At 52.0% G+C, this 15,916-nt stretch carries 13 protein-coding genes; 12 read left to right on the forward strand and 1 reads right to left on the reverse strand.

Annotation, left to right across the window (positions count from 1 at the left end):
- Positions 1-92: 92 nt before the first annotated feature.
- Positions 93-785 (reverse strand): fimbrial protein, encoded by a 693-nt coding sequence (locus B4923_RS02015; RefSeq protein WP_245929475.1) that lies wholly within the window; start codon positions 783-785, stop codon positions 93-95.
- A gap of 690 nt (positions 786-1,475) precedes the next feature.
- Between B4923_RS02015 and B4923_RS02025 the strand changes: the two genes are divergently transcribed.
- From B4923_RS02025 to B4923_RS02080, 12 genes are all read left to right on the forward strand, one after another.
- On the forward strand, positions 1,476-2,225 hold the full coding sequence (locus B4923_RS02025; RefSeq protein ID WP_109052703.1) for a winged helix-turn-helix domain-containing protein: 750 nt from the start codon (positions 1,476-1,478) through the stop codon (positions 2,223-2,225).
- Positions 2,212-2,691 carry a FidL gene (locus tag B4923_RS02030; protein WP_109052704.1) on the forward strand — a complete coding sequence of 160 codons (480 nt, stop codon included), beginning with the start codon at positions 2,212-2,214 and terminating at the stop codon, positions 2,689-2,691. Before B4923_RS02025 ends, B4923_RS02030 begins: the two co-directional genes overlap by 14 nt.
- Positions 2,692-3,115: 424 nt before the next feature.
- Positions 3,116-4,024 (forward strand): LysR family transcriptional regulator, encoded by a 909-nt coding sequence (locus B4923_RS02035; protein ID WP_109052705.1) that lies wholly within the window; start codon positions 3,116-3,118, stop codon positions 4,022-4,024.
- A gap of 609 nt (positions 4,025-4,633) precedes the next feature.
- Positions 4,634-5,629 (forward strand): enoyl-CoA hydratase/isomerase family protein, encoded by a 996-nt coding sequence (locus B4923_RS02040; RefSeq protein ID WP_109052706.1) that lies wholly within the window; start codon positions 4,634-4,636, stop codon positions 5,627-5,629.
- Between the two features lie 197 nt (positions 5,630-5,826).
- The gene (locus B4923_RS02045) at positions 5,827-6,666 is read left to right on the forward strand and encodes a beta-keto acid cleavage family enzyme (RefSeq protein ID WP_109052707.1); all 840 of its coding nucleotides are present in this window, start codon (positions 5,827-5,829) and stop codon (positions 6,664-6,666) included.
- Between the two features lie 34 nt (positions 6,667-6,700).
- Positions 6,701-7,870, forward strand: a complete 1,170-nt coding sequence (locus B4923_RS02050; RefSeq protein WP_109052708.1) for a thiolase family protein — start codon at positions 6,701-6,703, stop codon at positions 7,868-7,870.
- A 2-nt stretch (positions 7,871-7,872) separates the two neighbouring features.
- A complete protein-coding gene (locus B4923_RS02055) occupies positions 7,873-8,538 on the forward strand; it encodes a 3-oxoacid CoA-transferase subunit A (protein WP_170116003.1) in 666 nt (221 codons plus the stop codon).
- Entirely contained in the window at positions 8,535-9,179 is a 645-nt protein-coding gene (locus tag B4923_RS02060) for a 3-oxoacid CoA-transferase subunit B (protein ID WP_109052710.1), read from the forward strand. Before B4923_RS02055 ends, B4923_RS02060 begins: the two co-directional genes overlap by 4 nt.
- 87 nt (positions 9,180-9,266) lie before the next feature.
- Positions 9,267-10,580: an MFS transporter gene (locus B4923_RS02065; protein WP_245929476.1), complete on the forward strand. Its 1,314-nt coding sequence runs from the start codon at positions 9,267-9,269 to the stop codon at positions 10,578-10,580.
- Positions 10,581-10,641: 61 nt separating this feature from the next.
- Positions 10,642-11,820 carry an acetyl-CoA C-acetyltransferase gene (locus B4923_RS02070; protein WP_109052712.1) on the forward strand — a complete coding sequence of 393 codons (1,179 nt, stop codon included), beginning with the start codon at positions 10,642-10,644 and terminating at the stop codon, positions 11,818-11,820.
- Positions 11,821-12,028: 208 nt separating this feature from the next.
- The gene (locus B4923_RS02075) at positions 12,029-13,948 is read left to right on the forward strand and encodes an FAD-dependent oxidoreductase (protein WP_109052713.1); all 1,920 of its coding nucleotides are present in this window, start codon (positions 12,029-12,031) and stop codon (positions 13,946-13,948) included.
- A 521-nt stretch (positions 13,949-14,469) separates the two neighbouring features.
- Positions 14,470-15,846 carry a carbohydrate porin gene (locus B4923_RS02080; RefSeq protein ID WP_245929477.1) on the forward strand — a complete coding sequence of 459 codons (1,377 nt, stop codon included), beginning with the start codon at positions 14,470-14,472 and terminating at the stop codon, positions 15,844-15,846.
- The last annotated feature ends 70 nt before the right edge of the window (positions 15,847-15,916 follow it).

Consider the following 15,916-nt stretch of genomic DNA (forward strand, 5'->3'; position numbering starts at 1 on the left):
ATAACGCACTAACATTGAGAAAAATCATCTTCATTATTTCTCTGTTCAGGTAATGGTTCTGGCATCGGCGTCCTTGCCGTTAACTCCATTATTTATTGATAAGAGACGACGAAATTAGCGGTACTGGCAAAAGTACCTGTCGTGATTGCTGCCGCCTCACCTTCCTGTGGTACCGGAAGTTTTTCAACATAAGAGGTAAATGAGAATGTGTTATCGCCATTTGCCAGCGGTGTAGCGGGAACGGCAGGAGTGATGCCATCAAATTTAATTTTGCTACCGGAATATTCAACGGCAATACCTGCACCGGATGCGCTGCCATTTAATGCCAGTAACTCGTTATTCGTGCCGGAAGCGCTCCCGCCTGAAAAAACGATTTTAGCGCTGGTTGCCGTATCAAGGCTGCAATTCTTCAGCGTAATATCAAATACTTTAATATCAGATGTACCGCCGTTTTCTAAAACGGTCTTGCTGATTTCACCAAATTCTACCGTTTGTTGCAGATCTTCCTGAGAAACCGAACATGGCGTATCAATAATTTTTCCTTTAAATGTGACTGAACCATTATGTGAGTCAGCGGCATTGGCGCCAAAAGAACAGATCATGGTGACGATGGATGTCAGGGCGATTTTTGATAATTTCATAATATATACTCTCTTTGAATCTACAATATGTTGATAAAAAACTTCATAAAATGCATTAATGAAGACGTCTATGATTATAAAAACCGCGGCAAAAATTACCTTCCTTGAAAAAGAGAGCGGCGACCCGGAGTCATCATGTCGCAACTATTCCACGAATATACACTCTGGGTATCTCTCTCCCTTTATTTAACCGGAATGAATGTAACTTTCATCGCGATCTTAGTGACCGACTTGGTAACCGATCAATTTTTCCCTGATGCCATTTCAGCACGGTCAGGATGTGTTGGCATGTTATGTATGTTCACCTTGTTGGTCAAATATATTATTTATTTTGGTTTTATTTAGATTTTATACCTAAAATTTATGTTTTTTTAGAATAAAAATCTGATTTCTATTTTTTGAAATTATATTGTGTGAATCAATAAAATCTCCAGCATGATGGGGAAATTTATTTTAATTCAACGCGTTATTCTAATTTCATGGTTTTACCAAAAGCATAGGAGGCTATTTATTTTTTGATTTTATAAAAATAATAAGATGTGTTTTTATCTATATAAAACCTAAATATAAATAAAATATCCTTTGACAATAAATAGGTAAGTTTTTATCCTTCCCGACGCTATAATCTATGTGATTTATATAAATTTTATTTTTATATAGCTAAATAATGCGATCCGCAGGAAGGCAACCAGCGGCTGGCCTTCGGTGAGATTTGAACGCGGCTTGCAGTGGCCCCCTGCGGGGCGAGGCCCACGGAGGGGGAGAGTAATCTATCAGGACAGTTTATATAACGCTTAAGTAGCGTCATACCTTAGTCGTAATGGAAGAGTCTTTATGATTTATTTGATTAATCATTTAATCCTTTTTAATGAAAAGGATGGAACGCTTGCCTGGCGCGATCGTGAGAATGAGGCTATCTCTCTTGGTTTTCCAGTTTCTCGGTTATTTCTTCTACTAATGGAGAATGCGGGGGTGACGTTAAGCCGTGAGGTCTTACTAAAAGAAGCATTGGAGAAAAATGCGCTTTCTCCTTCTATCAATAATCTTAATAATTATCTCTCATTATTAAGAAAGTCATTGCGGGAGTTTGAACTTGCAGAGGCGATAGTTACGATCCCTAAATTGGGTGTTGTTTTTAATGTTACAAGTATCGAGCGTTATCAAAATGAAGATGAGATTGGGAGTAAGGAAGAGCCAGAGGTAACGGTTCGTCGCGAAGAGAAACCAGCATTATCGATACGTTATCACGTCGTATCTGAACCGATTAATAAACGCCAATATGCAAAGTTTTTTCTTGTTTTAGGTGGGGTTTTTATACTTATTTTGGGCTTGCTAATGAATTACAACCCTTTTCCTTATCGATATCTCTCGAGTGTGGATATGCAGGGAAAGTGCGATCTGTTCTATTTGTATGACAGCGTTGATTACCCTATTCCGACAGACTATGAAAGTCTGTGTGCGGATAATGTGTTGTTTTTCTTGTCAAAGAACATACATATTTCTGGAGACCTGAATAAAAAAACTGAGATTGTGATGTCCTGTAATAAAGATGGTAAAGGATGTGTGACATATGTTAATAATTAAAGTAAGAAGGCGTATTGTTTTCATCGCTATAGTATTACTTATTGCTTTTTTATTGAGTATGTCATTTTTTCTGAAAATTAGTTCATATAAAAAAACGCTGATGTGTCAGGCTGAGGCCAAGATCAAGCTAACAGGAAACAATAATAATGACATCAGAAAAGAATATAATGTCTATTTCTATCTGAATGATAAAAATAGAGCACTGGTATTGGTTAATGGAATTTACATCGGGGAAGACGGTGTGCCGCTAACCATCCGGCGAGTCTTCAGCTTTGATGCTATCTGGAGCTCGTATCATTTGGTTGTTCGCAATATCGCGATAGATAAGAATATCAATGACAATGCGCCGGACAATGCTATTCCCATACTTGGCGAGAATGATGTGATAAAAATAGAAATGCTGACAAAATATACCTATCTGATCAGCACCGTACAGTCAAAGATGGCATGCAATATTCGTAATTAGAGGACATTCTTGTTTTGTTGCCTTGTTTTCAGTTCCCCCGAACCTTGTGACAGAAGTGATACCGGAAACTATCTGGTAAAGCGGGCCATCCGCTTTTAGATAAGGTCCTGAGTGCCTGCACGGCGTGTCATGTTTTAGCGCATTTTACTGAGAAATCCGCTTGCGGGGGGCGACTCTCCGGATAGCCGTTTCTGATGTCAATCAACCACCGGTGTCACGGCGCCGCGTTTGTGTCTCTGATGCGATCGGACAGAGGCGTCTTCGGCCCTTTTGACTTACGCAGGCCCGGCGGAATCCTTCCGTGTGCGGTTTTTCTGAATATTGATAAAACGCTATTTGATAGCTTTCACAGTTAATGCGATGTGATTTCGCTATAGTGTTAACAATGAATTGAGGCCGTTTTTAAATGTGAAGAGAGTAATTGATGAAAATACAGCTTCTATACGAATTTATCCTGTTATCGGAATTACTTAATTTTAGCAAGGCTGCACAGAAAATGAATATAACTCAGCCTGTGTTAAGTCGCCATATGAAATACCTTGAGGAACAGTTCAGTGTAGAATTATTCAGACGTGATACGCACAGCGTTGAATTGACTTCGACCGGAAAACTGTTCTCTGTAGAAGCGCGAAAAATCATCTATCAGTATGAAACATCCATATCAATCATTAATGCGTTCACCGGTAAAAGTCGCCGCCGACTGACGATCACTTTTCTGGGAGAGGCTATTCAATATATTCTGATAAAGTTCTTAACACAATTCCGACAGGAGAATGCCGATATTGTTGTTGAGTGTCGTGATAGTGAACTGGATGAAGCATTACTTTTTCTGGAGGATCATAGCTGCGATTTGGGTTTTTTGATTCGGCCTAATTTTCTGGAGAATAAAAAATTCTGTGCTCTATCGTTTCAGACCGATCCGCTGTGTGTGGCGGTGAACAAGAATCATCCATTGGCTGGGCGAGAGCGAGTGTCGTTAAGGGAAGTCAGCGAGTGGCCCATTATTCGCGTGGACCCTCGTGAGTTTTTGTTATCTGAAGAATATAGCACTCGATTTTTCGATTGTTACCACATTCCTTTTACACTGGATAAAGAATACCCCAACCTTAAAACCTGTTGTTTTAATCTTGAATTCAGGGATCGGGTGGCATTGCTTATGCCGAAGCATCGGGGGTATTTATTGGGTAGCAATAGTGTATTACTGGAAGTGATTGAAGACGACTACTGGTTTAATCTGGAACTGGTATGGGATGATAAAAATACAAACCCTTGTATTGCTATGTTTTTAAACGAATTTAAAAGTTTCCTCAATACCAGGGAATTGCAGTCATGAATGTAAATCTGTCTCCTTCCACCTTACAGATACATTGGCCTTTCTCCACACCTTTCTCAAGAATAAATAATATTATTTAAGATTTTCATGTGTTTTTTCGAAATATAGTGGGTTGTTAATCAATTTTCCCTGAGAAAAAATTCCTGAAGCAGAATCTGGCGATTGCATAACCGGGAAACAACCCGGTTTATCGCATCAACCCCTTTTTTTGCTCAGGTTAACGCGGTTGTCATCGGTAACGATATCTAATTTAATTTTTAGGTGATATGGGAAGAGCAAAGAGGAAATAATTAAATGTGATATACATCCCATTAATATCTCATCAACTACCGTTTATTTTAGATTTTAATATTATTAACTCTCGAATCATGAATGATTATCTTGTTGTTTTTAAATGAAAATATAATAATTTTATCACGATTTTATAAACGGCTATGCTAAAAATGCATAGCCGTGTTAATAAAAAGAATTTCTCCCGTTCGGGGGGCGATGATACGTTTTTATTGCCCCGGAAGTGCCGGAATAAAAATGTGAATTACATCATATAAAACGACATCTCTTCCAATAAATGCCAACGAATTCAAATAAAGAAATATAAAGGAGTAACTCATGGTGATTAAAGCCAATTATGAGTCTGATCACGACAAGCGTAAAGAAATGTCACATAAGGAATTGGGAACGATTCCCCATATGCCTTTTGAAGAATATTCAGAAAAGCTCAAACACTGCTTCACCATGAAGCGGAAGAACGGAATTCTTGAAGCCCGACTCCATACCAACGGCGATAGTTTGCAATGGGGCGCACCGGCGCATCAGGCGCTTCACTACTTCTTTGATTGGGCCGGAAGAGATCCAGACAACGAGATCATTATTCTTGGCGGCACCGGTAAGGATTTTATGAAAGGCATCGGCCGGCTGGATGAAAACGGCAACTGGCTTCCGGCCACCGAGTTCTCTTCGGCGCCGGACGAAGCGTGGAAAATGTATGAATATCAGTATTATGACGGCACCAATGACATTGAAGGCCAGGTCTTCGATGTTGAGGTTCCCACCATTGGCGTCTGGAACGGCGCGGCTTTCCATACCGACCTGGTGCTGTTCAGCGACATCACCCTGTGTACCGAAGACGCATGGACCACGGAGATGCACTTTCGCACCAACATGGTGCCCGGCGACGGTATTCAAATCGCCTGGCGCGAGCTGATGGGGCGTAAACGCTATGCCTACGCTGAACTGACCGGCGAAATCATTACCGCGCGCAAGGCGCTTTCCCTCGGCATGGTCAACGAAATTTGCCCTGATACGGATGCGGCCTATGACCGCGCCTGGGAAATTGCCGAACTGATTATGCGCACCGGCACCCGCGTTACCCGCCGCATCACCACGCAGCAACTGCGTAAAGCCTGGAAGGAAGACATCGCCAACGAACTGCGCAACGCCTTCGCCACCGAAATGTTCGTGACCGCCACCGAGCACTCTCCGCACGAAGCCAACTACTGGATGTTGGCCCATGAAGAGGCCGAACTGGTTAAAGCCGCCGAGAAGAAAGGCAAGGTTATTCGTCCAAGGATCGGCGGCGGGCAGGAAGAAGACGAAATCAAGTAAGGGCCTGCTGCTGGCTTTGACGGACCCTATACACGTGAGCGTCATCGCCATTCGGTCAACGGCGGCCGTTCATACGGTCGCCGGACTTGACGACGGCATGGCGCATCGCCCGTCGTCGGGAACCGCGCCACAATAGCAAGCGTGAATAGGTAATATATTGATTTTTATAAAATAAAAACTGTGAGCGGGGAAGATCCATGAACACAGGCAACGACGTTATTATTTCCGCCGCCCTGACCGGAGCGGTAACACCAAAAGATATCAATGAAAATATTCCTCTGACGCCAGAAGAAATCGCGGCGGATGCCTACCGTTGCTGGCAGCAGGGCGCCGCCATTGTGCACCTTCATATGCGTGACGATGAGGGCATGGGCACGATGGACCGCGAGAAGTTTGCCCAAACTATCCGGCTGCTGCGCGACTACCGTGACTGCGATGTGATTATCAACTGCACCACGTCCGGCGATCACCGGGCCAGCGACGCGCAGCGTATGGCGCACGTTTCCACGCTTGACGGGATCGAAATGGCCTCCTGGGATGCCGGGTCGTTTAACTGGATGCCCGGCGGCGTGTTTATCAATTCCCCGCAGTTCCTGGGAAAACTGGGTGAAATTCTCACGGAACGGTCGATCAAGCCGGAAGTGGAAATTTTCGACAGCGGCATGTTGGGCGTTGCCAGCTATTTTGTCGAGCAGGGCAAACTGTTGTCTCCGCTTCATTATCAATTCTGTCTCGGCGTGCCGGGGGGAATGCCCGCCACGGTAGAGAACCTTAACTATCTGGTTTCACATATTCCTGCTGATGCCACCTGGTCGGCGTTTGGCGTCGGCAAGCACCATCTTCCGATTCTGTTTGCCACTCTGGCGCTGGGCGGACACGTGCGGGTAGGGCTGGAAGACAACGTCTATTTCAGCAAAGGCGTGAAAGCCACCAATCCACAGTTGGTGGAGCGCGCGGCACAGGCCATTCGCCTGGCGGGCAAGCAGGTGGCGACGCCCGCCAGCGCCAGAAAAATATTGGGGATTCGTCCTCTGTAATTATCCCTTTAAGCGGTTACATCGGGAAAAGATTATGAAAGAAGCAGTCATTGTTTCGGCGGTTCGCACGCCGATCGGCAGGTGCCGCGGCGTATTGGCGCCGGTTCCGGCGCATAGGCTGGGGGCGCTGGCGGTGAAAGAAGCGGTACGCCGGGCCGAAATCGCCCCTGAGAGTATTGATGACGTTATCTTCGCCAATTTAATGAACAACGAAATCAACAACATGGGGCGGATGGTGGCGCTGGAAGCGGGGCTGCCCATTTCGGTGCCGGGCATCACGCTCGATCGCCAGTGCGCCGCGTCGCTTAATGCGCTGGCCTATGGCGCGATTCAGATTATGGCGGGTTTCGCCAAAACCGTGGTCGTTGGCGGCGTGGAAAGCGATTCCAGGCGCACCTGGTCACTGGAAAAAACCGAAACGGCGTATTCGGTACAGCCGCCGCGTTTTGTTGATATTCATACTTCGCCGGATCGGCTGGGCAATCCCTCCATGGGGATCACAGCCGAAAATATTGCCCGCCGCTATGAGTTGAGCCGCGGAGAACTGGATGAGTTTTCGCTGCGCAGCCACCGGCTGGCCGCGGCGGCCTGGCTGCAAGGGCGGTTTGACGAGCAGGTGGTGCCGGTTTCGTTGCCGGATAGAAAAGGAAAGGAAATCGTGGTGCGGCAGGATGAATCGGTGCGCCCCGACTGCTCGCTGGCGGCGCTCTCTGCGCTACGCCCTGCTTTTTGCAACGACGGTATCGTCACCGCCGGCAATAGCTCGCCGATGAGCGACGGCGCGGGCGCGCTGGTGGTGATGGAACGTTCGCTGGCGCAGGCGCAGGGACGGGAAATTCTGGCGGTATTCCGCGGCTATGCCGCCGCTGGCGTTGACCCCAACTATATGGGGCTGGGGCCGGTGCCTGCCACGGGCAAATTACTGCAACAGACCGGTCTGACGGTTAAAGACGTTGACCTGTGGGAACTGAATGAAGCCTTTGCCGCCCAGTCGCTGGCCTGCATCCGGGATATCGGGATGGATCCGGATCGGGTTAACCCGAACGGCGGCGCGATTGCGCTGGGACATCCGCTGGCCGGGAGCGGCGCCATTCTGGCGACCAAAGCCGTTTACGACATGCAACGCCGTCATCTGAATAATGCCGTCATTACCTTTTGTGTCGGCGGCGGTCAGGGCGTTGCGGTCCTGCTGACGAGGGAATGATGATGCTGGGAAAATTCGCTTCAACAGATGACATCACCAGCCTGTTTAAAGACGGGCAAACCTTGATGTGCGGTGGTTTTGCCAACCACGGCGTGCCTAACCGCCTTATTCAATGCGTGATTGACAGCGGCGCGCGGCACTTCACTTTGATTTCCAACGACTCCGGCGACGCGGATCTCACGATAGGCCGACTTATCCATCACGGACTGGTGGACAAACTGATCGCGTCGCATATCGGGCGCAATACCGAAACGGTGGCGCTGGTCGCCGCCGGAAAAATCGAACTGGAGCTGGTGCCGCAGGGCAGCCTGGCCGAGCGCATGCGCTGCGGCGGCTCGGGGCTGGGCGGGGTGCTGACCAAAACCGGCATCGGCACGATGGTGGAAGAGGGTAAACAGTCGGTGATGGTCAACGGCGAGCGCTATCTGCTGGAAACGGCGCTACAGGCGGATATCGGTCTGGTTCGCGCCCGCACCGCCGATCCGCTGGGCAATCTGACCTATCGCGGCACCATGCGCAATTTCAACCCATTAGTCGCTAAAGCCGCCTGCCTGACGCTGGTGGATGCCGACATGCTGGTGGACGTGGATGAGCTCGGCGTCGACAGCATTATCACTCCCGGCGCCTATGTGGACAAGATCCTGACGTTGCAAGGAGAACGGCTATGAACGCACGCGACAGAATTGCCAAACGCGCCGCGCAATATTTTTCGGACGGCGACGTCATCAATCTCGGCATCGGTATCCCCAGCCTGTGCAGCGACTATGCGCCGCCCGGCGTGATGTTCCATACCGAAAACGGTCTGGTCGGCATGGGGCCGCTGGTCGATGGGCTGCTGGCGGTGGAAGGCTTCTCTAACGCCACCGCCCTGCGTTTTGTGCCGGTGCCCGGCGCCTGCGCGTTCGACAGCGCCGAATCTTTCGCCCTGGTGCGCGCCGGCAAACTGGCGGCGACGGTGCTGGGCGGGTTGCAGGTGGCGGAGAACGGCGATCTGGCCAACTGGGCGCAGCCCGGCCGGGTATTCGGCATGGGCGGCGCGATGGATCTGGTCAACGGCGCGCGGAAAGTGATTATCACCATGGAGCTTTGCACCAAGAAAGGCGAGCCAAAGATAGTCAAATCATGCAGTTATCCGCTGACGGGCGAGGGATGCGTGGACCATATCGTGACCGAACAGTGTGTGATTGACGTCACGCGCGACGGATTGGTATTGGTCGAGCTGCTGGAAGGATTGACCCCCGAAGATATTCAACGTCAGGTCGAACCCCAACTGATCGTCGCCGATCGGTTGACGATTATGCAGGCTTAACAGGTGGGAGGCGTCACTTATCAATGGCGCCACATCATCGCATCGGCACCATGGGAGCAATACCTTATGACTGGGCAAGAAAATAATATGGCGTTAAATAAGACCACAAATTGTTCTACCCGGGGTGATGCGACTCTCGCCACCGCCGACAGCAACGGTTTCGGCATGCGCGGCTGGATGATTATCGTCTTTCAGGCGGTTATGTTCTGGCTTGCCGCAGGTGCCGTGACCCACGGTCTGAATGTGATGCTGCCCGCGCTGTCGCAGACTTACGGTCTGGACTACAGCACCCTGCTGGCGCTGGCGACGCCAGCATCCTGGGCCTCGATTCCCGCGGGGCCGATATGTGCCTGGCTGTGTGAAAAGAAAGGGGCCAAATTCAACGTCGTTTTCTGTCTGATTGCCTGTGGGCTGTGTTTTGGGCTGCTGGGATCGTGCGGCTCGCTGGTGGGCTTCACCCTGCTGTTCGCGGGCGTCTGTTTCTTTGGCACCGGGTTTGCCTATGTCGGCGGCACCGCCATTATGACCAGTTGGTTCGTGCGCAAAGCGGGGCTGGCGTTGGGATGGTGTACGGTGGGGCAGACGTTTTCCAGCGCCTTTTTCGTTCCCACGCTGGCGGGGCTGTTCGTTTGGCTGGGGGTCAGGCATGGCTTCTGGGGTATCTCGATCATGATGTTTATCATGGCGGTGCTGATGGCGCTGTTCGTCGCCAATAAGCCCGAGGATATCGGCATGGCCCCGGATAATCAACGTCTTACCGAGGCCGAGTTAGGCGAACGGGTTCGCCAGCACGACAACTATGTTTGCCCGCTTAGCGTCAGGCAACTGCTGGGCATGCGCGATGTCTGGTTCATGGGGATAGCCACCGGCGCGATCTACATCATGCTGGTGGGCGTCGTGAGTCAGATCGTGCCACGGCTGATGGAGATGGGCTATGAATTGAATACCGCCATCTTCTATATGTCGGTATCGGCGCTGTTCGGCACGCTGGGCGCGTACGGCTGGGGCTGGCTCAATCACCGCATCGGAGTGAAGCGCGCGCTGCTGGTTTACACCCTCTGGTGGATGGTGTCCGTGGTGATCAACCTGTTCGCCCACAATGCCGTGATGCTGTGGGTCTCCATGTTGATGATCGGTTTCAGCCTGCCGGGCGCCACCAACTTAAGCACTGCGCTGATCGCCAGCAAGTTTCCCCGCCGTCTCTATATCCGCGCCATTGGCATTGTTCACCCTATTCAATCCGTCGTGCGCTGTTTCGCGTTTTCCATTCTGGCATTCGGCCTGGCGTATCTGGGCGGCTATACCGGCGCTTATCTGTTGCTGGTGGGCGTCGGCGTGGTCGCGCTGGCGCTGATTTGGCTGACGGACGTCACGCCGGTGGATGTCGGCGTTCCGCATTGATGAGGATTTTTCCGGTGGTGAGGAATAAACACGGTTTTATTTTCGTTTACAAGAGGCATTTATGACATCACTTGTTATCGCCAGCGCCGCACGGACGGCCATTGGCAAATTTGGCGGCAGCCTGAGCACCTTCAGCGCGCCACAGTTGGGCGCCTTGGTGATGGATGCGGCGGTTCGTCGGGCGGGACTTGAGTCATCGGCGATCGACGAAGTGATTTTCGGTAACGTGCTTCAGGCCGGGCTGGGGCAGAACCCTGCTCGTCAGGCGCTGCTGCAAGCCGGTCTGCCGGATACCACGCCAGCGACCAGCGTCAATATGGTCTGTGGCTCCGGACTGCAAAGCGTGATTCTCGCCGCGCAAAGCGTTGCCGCCGGTAACGCGGACGTGGTACTGGCGGGCGGCATGGAAAACATGTCGGCGGCGCCCTACCTGCTTAATCAGGCCCGCTGGGGATACCGGATGGGGGACCAGACGGTAACCGACAGCATGGTCAATGACGGTTTGTTTTGCGCTATCAATCGTTATCACATGGGGGTCACGGCGGAAAATGTCGCGAAACGCTGTCAGGTCAGCCGTCAGGAGCAGGATGAAGTGGCGCTGCTTTCCCAGCGCCGGGCGGCGGCGGCGATTGAGCGTGGCGCATTTCAGCAGGAAATCATTCCGGTAACGCTGAAAAGCAAGAAAGGCGACACGGTGTTTGCGGTTGATGAGCACCTGCGGGCGAATACCTCGGCGGAAAGTCTGGCAAAACTGTCGCCGGCCTTTGATCCCGAAGGTTCCGTAACGGCGGGCAATGCATCGGGGATTAACGATGGCGCGGCCGCGCTGGTCGTGATGAGCGAATCGTGGGCAAAACAGCATGGTATTAAACCGTTGGCGCGGATCCGCAGCTATGCCGTCAGCGGCGTCGATCCCGCCGTGATGGGGCTGGGTCCGGTGCCGGCAACCCGGATGGCGTTGCATCGGGCGGGGTTAACGGTCGGCGATCTTGATCTGGTGGAGGCCAACGAGGCCTTTGCCGCCCAGTTTGTGGCCGTCGGCCATGAGCTGAAGCTGGATATGGATAAAACTAATATTAACGGCGGCGCCATTGCGCTGGGCCACCCGATCGGCGCGTCCGGCGCCCGGATTCTGGTGACGCTGTTACATGCATTGGCTGAACAGGATAAAACGCTGGGGCTGGCGACGCTTTGTGTCGGCGGCGGGCAAGGGGTGGCGATGATAGTGGAGCGCCTTTGAACGTAATGTATGGAAATCGTAAATCATTCGAAAAAATAAAGTCAGGAATAGCGCCGGGTAAATATAAATAGGCGCGAGGTGAAGAGTTTCGTTGTTTATGTCACTGATATTAAAAACCAAATGTGGCTATTTGGATGGGTAAAGATAAAGGGTTGAGAAATCAAATGCGGTATTAGCATGGTGAAAATATCTCTATAAAGGTGAAATTATGATAACGAAAAATAGGGGACGCACCTATAAATGGCGACTTGCCATGATGTTGTTGGTGTGCGGCATGATGGGCTCGGCCCAGGCCGCGATTACCGCCGGCCAGTACAGCGCGGCGGAAAAAGGCAATGAAGGGATGGTCAATGTGACGGTCACCGTCGATGCGGAAGGCGTCATCAAAGATATCGCGGTGGATGCCAGTCAGGAAACGCCGGAGCTGGGCGGCGAGGCCGGTCCGGCGGTAGGCAAGGCGATTGTCGAGCATCAGAGTCTGAATGTGGACGGCGTGACCGGCGCGACGAATACCAGTAATGCAGTGAAGAAGGCGGTTTCAGCGGCGCTGAGCCAGGCTGGAGCGGACGTAGCGCGCTACCAGGGAAAGGTCGTTAAACAAGGGCAGGATGAGGAAACCAGCGTTGACGTGGTGGTGGTAGGCGGGGGCGTATCCGGCACTGCCGCTGCGCTGGCGGCGGCGGAAAAAGGCGCCAAGGTGCTGGTGATAGAGAAGATGCCGGTGCTGGGCGGCGCGGGCCGGATGGCCAGCGGTTTTACCGCGGTAGAGTCGTCGCTGCAAAAAGCGAAAGGCATGAAATATACCGCCGCCGAGCTGACGCAGCGGTTACTGGAATATAACCAGTATCTGTCCAACGGACCGCTGACCAAAAGGATCGTCGATAAATCGGCATCAACGGTCGATTGGATGATCAAGCATGGCGTAGAGCTGGAAATCGTGGAAACGACGCGCGATGCCAAGCAGAGCTCCGTACAGCAGGCGCACCTTGAAGATCCGATTAAATCGGATGTGTATCACCGTATCAAAAACGGGGGAGAGGCCGCTTACCAGACGCTGTACGCGGAGTTCGCCAAGCTGGGCGGAAAAGTGATGACCAAAACGATTGGTAAATCACTGATTCAGGATGATAAAGGAAAAGTGATCGGGCTGATCGCGGAAAAAGAGGACGGCGGTACGTTAACCGTACACGCCAAGGCCGTCATTCTGGCAAGCGGCGGCTTCGGCGCGAACAAGAAGATGCTGGATGAAGCGATGCTGACGTCGAACATTTTCCCGCTGGCATGGCCCAATATGGGTGAAGGTCTGCAAATGGCCTGGGCGGCCGGCGGCGCGAAATGGGATATGCAGTCCGCCTTGATTCACGCCGCGCAGTTGGTTGACATCGAGCCTTCGGAAGGCGCGCATCACGGCGGCGGCGACGCGGCGGCGTTGGACAGCCCGCTGATTTGGCTGCTGAAATCGCCGCTGCTGTGGGTGGATGTGGTCGGGGAACGTTTTGCAGACGAGGGCCATATCTACGATACCGCCTTCTGGGCCAACGTCGCCTATTCGGTCGGCGGCAATTATTACATCATTGTCGATACGCCCACGCTGCAATCCTTCAGCAAAAACGCCATGCCGTTCCCGCTGTCAGGGGCCGGGCCGGCTAACCCGCCTAAACCCGGCGACTTTGTCGCGCTGGCGGATGCGGGCACCAGAGGCGGAACGAGCAAATCGATCCTCAAGGGCAAGGATATTGCCGAACTGGCGTCGCGTATGGGGATCGCGCCTGAGAGTCTGAAAGCCACCGTTGACCGCTATAACGGCAATGTGAAAGCCAAACAGGATAAGGATTTCGGCAAGAAACCTGAATATCTGGCATATGGCATCGAAAAAGGACCGTTCTATGCGTTTAAGGCGGTGGTGGTCAGCCTGAGTTCTCTGGGCGGCGTGCGGGTGAACTCTGACTTGCAGGTCACAAATACGGACCTTAAGCCCATCGACGGCCTGTATGCGGTTGGCAACAATGCGGCCGGCTTCTACAGCGTACCGGGTTATCCGCCTTATCAGGGCCTGGCGAACGGTTTTGCACTGAACTCCGGCCGTATCGCCGGTGAACATGCGGCTCAATATACTCTGAAAAAATAATAAACCGTTGCAATTTGAAGTCTGACGGGTATAGACCATGCGGCACAGAATGTGCCGCATTAATAAAAACCCGAGACGGAAACAACGCGGTAAAAATAATAAAGCTGGCTATCAGCGGAATAAAATTACCGCCGTGCCGTCATATAAAATATATATCTTAAATAATTCGGGTTGCAGGGCAAAACGTTGCCGTTTTAAACGCCGCTTGCGGCGACCTCATAGGGGGAGGCCCACGGAGGGACCGGCCAACGCACCTGCAACCTGACGTATGACGGGTATATTTATGACTGAAAAGAGTGTGAGTAAAACTTTATTCAACGTCCGTTGATAGTAATTTCACTCGCCCATGGGGGGTATCGGCATTCGCCGGCGTTTCCAGGTAACGGTTATCTGCATATAAGCGGGGATCCGGAAGTGGAAATAAATAACGGACAATGAAATAAGGTCTATAGATCGCTCTGTTGTTTTTTGTCATTCAATGACCGCTGTTACCGTCTCATTGATCTCAATGGGATAGAACAATGAAAATCACACATCACAATATGTGGACGAGAATGCTGTCCGTCGGCGTTGTCGTGTCCGGCATGATGCTGACGAACGGCGCGGCGGTTGCCGCCGACGGGAAACAGCCGGAACGTCCGCTGTCCGATGCGGGAGAATGGCTGGCGGAGCATGGCGTCACCCCGCATCTGATCGCCTCTCAGCTCTATTTGGGTAACCCCAGTGCGGGGACGCTCACCGACCAGCACGAAACGCTGACGATGTTTATGGCCGGCGCAGATTTCGATCTGGATCGCATGGGGCTGATTCCCGGCGGGAACATCCATTTTATGCAGTTGTGGGTGCCTTTTACTCATAATCTGGAGCTTGGCAACCAGTCTGGCGGGGTGCTGGCTGGCAATCCGCCGCCCTATATTCCTAAAACGGCGCATCTGATGCGCTTTACCTACGAACAGAAGCTGTTCGACGATCGGCTATCGATCGAGGTCGGTAAGAGCAATCCCGGCCAGTTCTTCGGTTTTACCAATTGCAATATTCCATCGGCCTGCGTCAATACCGTGCTGAATGAAACCGCGGTATTCGCGCCGCCGCCTTATGCCGGCTGGGGCGCGCGCATCGGCTATCGCTTTACGCCGGCGCTGGAGTCCGGCATCGGCGCCTGGCGCACCTATCAGGCGTTTCCGTTCACCAACGGCTGGGAAAGATGGGACGACGATTTCGGCAGCGGCAACACCCTGCTGGTCGCCAACGTGGCTAAGCGCGTCAACTGGCAGCAGGAACCGTATCCCTTCAACTGGGAAGCCATGGCGTTTCATAACTTCAAGGAGTATGACGACGTTTACTACACCGTGAACGGCACCTCCAAGGTATACGACAGCAGCTCGCCGGTGCGCACTCACAAGGGCGTCTCCGGTGTCTATCTCACCGCCAAGAAGGCGCTGTGGCGGCGCGACGGCGGGGCCGATCCACAGAACCCGGCGCCCAGCGCCATCAGTCTGCACGGCAGCGTAACGCAGACGCTGCAATCGCACGCTCACCGGGGCATTTCCACGCTGGCGGATACCGGGCTGATCTGGTCCGGTCCGTGGCAGAGCCGTCCCCATGACAGCTACGGCCTGACTTTCCGCTGGGCCAAGCTGACCAGTAGCGAACAGAACTACCTACAGGATATGTTCGGCGTTTCGGGCGGAACGGGGTGGCAGGTGCCGAATAACGAGTATCAACTGAGCATCGACGCCTCCATCATGCTGACGCCGGAAGTCAACTTACAGATGATCGGCGCCCGTACCTGGAATAACAGCAACTGGCAGTACCCCTATACCAACGTCAAATCTGAGAACGGCTATACGTTCTGGCTGCAATTAAACGTTATGCTGGATAAAGTGCTCGGGCTGTAACGGCGATGTGCAAATGAGCGGGGGAGGTACTGCCCCGCTCATTATACTCAGGCGAATCAGGAGTATGGCG

This window comes from Brenneria roseae subsp. americana, from assembly GCF_003115815.1.
GTDB classification, from domain to species: domain Bacteria; phylum Pseudomonadota; class Gammaproteobacteria; order Enterobacterales; family Enterobacteriaceae; genus Brenneria; species Brenneria roseae.

Coding starts and splice junctions, on each gene's coding strand:
- B4923_RS02080 (WP_245929477.1), top strand. CDS start 14,470: ATGAAAATCACACATCACAATATGTGGACGAGAATGCTGTCCGTCGGC.
- B4923_RS02055 (WP_170116003.1), top strand. CDS start 7,873: ATGCTGGGAAAATTCGCTTCAACAGATGACATCACCAGCCTGTTTAAA.
- B4923_RS02045 (WP_109052707.1), top strand. CDS start 5,827: ATGAACACAGGCAACGACGTTATTATTTCCGCCGCCCTGACCGGAGCG.
- B4923_RS02070 (WP_109052712.1), top strand. CDS start 10,642: ATGACATCACTTGTTATCGCCAGCGCCGCACGGACGGCCATTGGCAAA.
- B4923_RS02035 (WP_109052705.1), top strand. CDS start 3,116: ATGAAAATACAGCTTCTATACGAATTTATCCTGTTATCGGAATTACTT.
- B4923_RS02075 (WP_109052713.1), top strand. CDS start 12,029: ATGATAACGAAAAATAGGGGACGCACCTATAAATGGCGACTTGCCATG.
- B4923_RS02050 (WP_109052708.1), top strand. CDS start 6,701: ATGAAAGAAGCAGTCATTGTTTCGGCGGTTCGCACGCCGATCGGCAGG.
- B4923_RS02060 (WP_109052710.1), top strand. CDS start 8,535: ATGAACGCACGCGACAGAATTGCCAAACGCGCCGCGCAATATTTTTCG.
- B4923_RS02025 (WP_109052703.1), top strand. CDS start 1,476: ATGATTTATTTGATTAATCATTTAATCCTTTTTAATGAAAAGGATGGA.
- B4923_RS02030 (WP_109052704.1), top strand. CDS start 2,212: ATGTTAATAATTAAAGTAAGAAGGCGTATTGTTTTCATCGCTATAGTA.
- B4923_RS02040 (WP_109052706.1), top strand. CDS start 4,634: ATGGTGATTAAAGCCAATTATGAGTCTGATCACGACAAGCGTAAAGAA.
- B4923_RS02065 (WP_245929476.1), top strand. CDS start 9,267: ATGGCGTTAAATAAGACCACAAATTGTTCTACCCGGGGTGATGCGACT.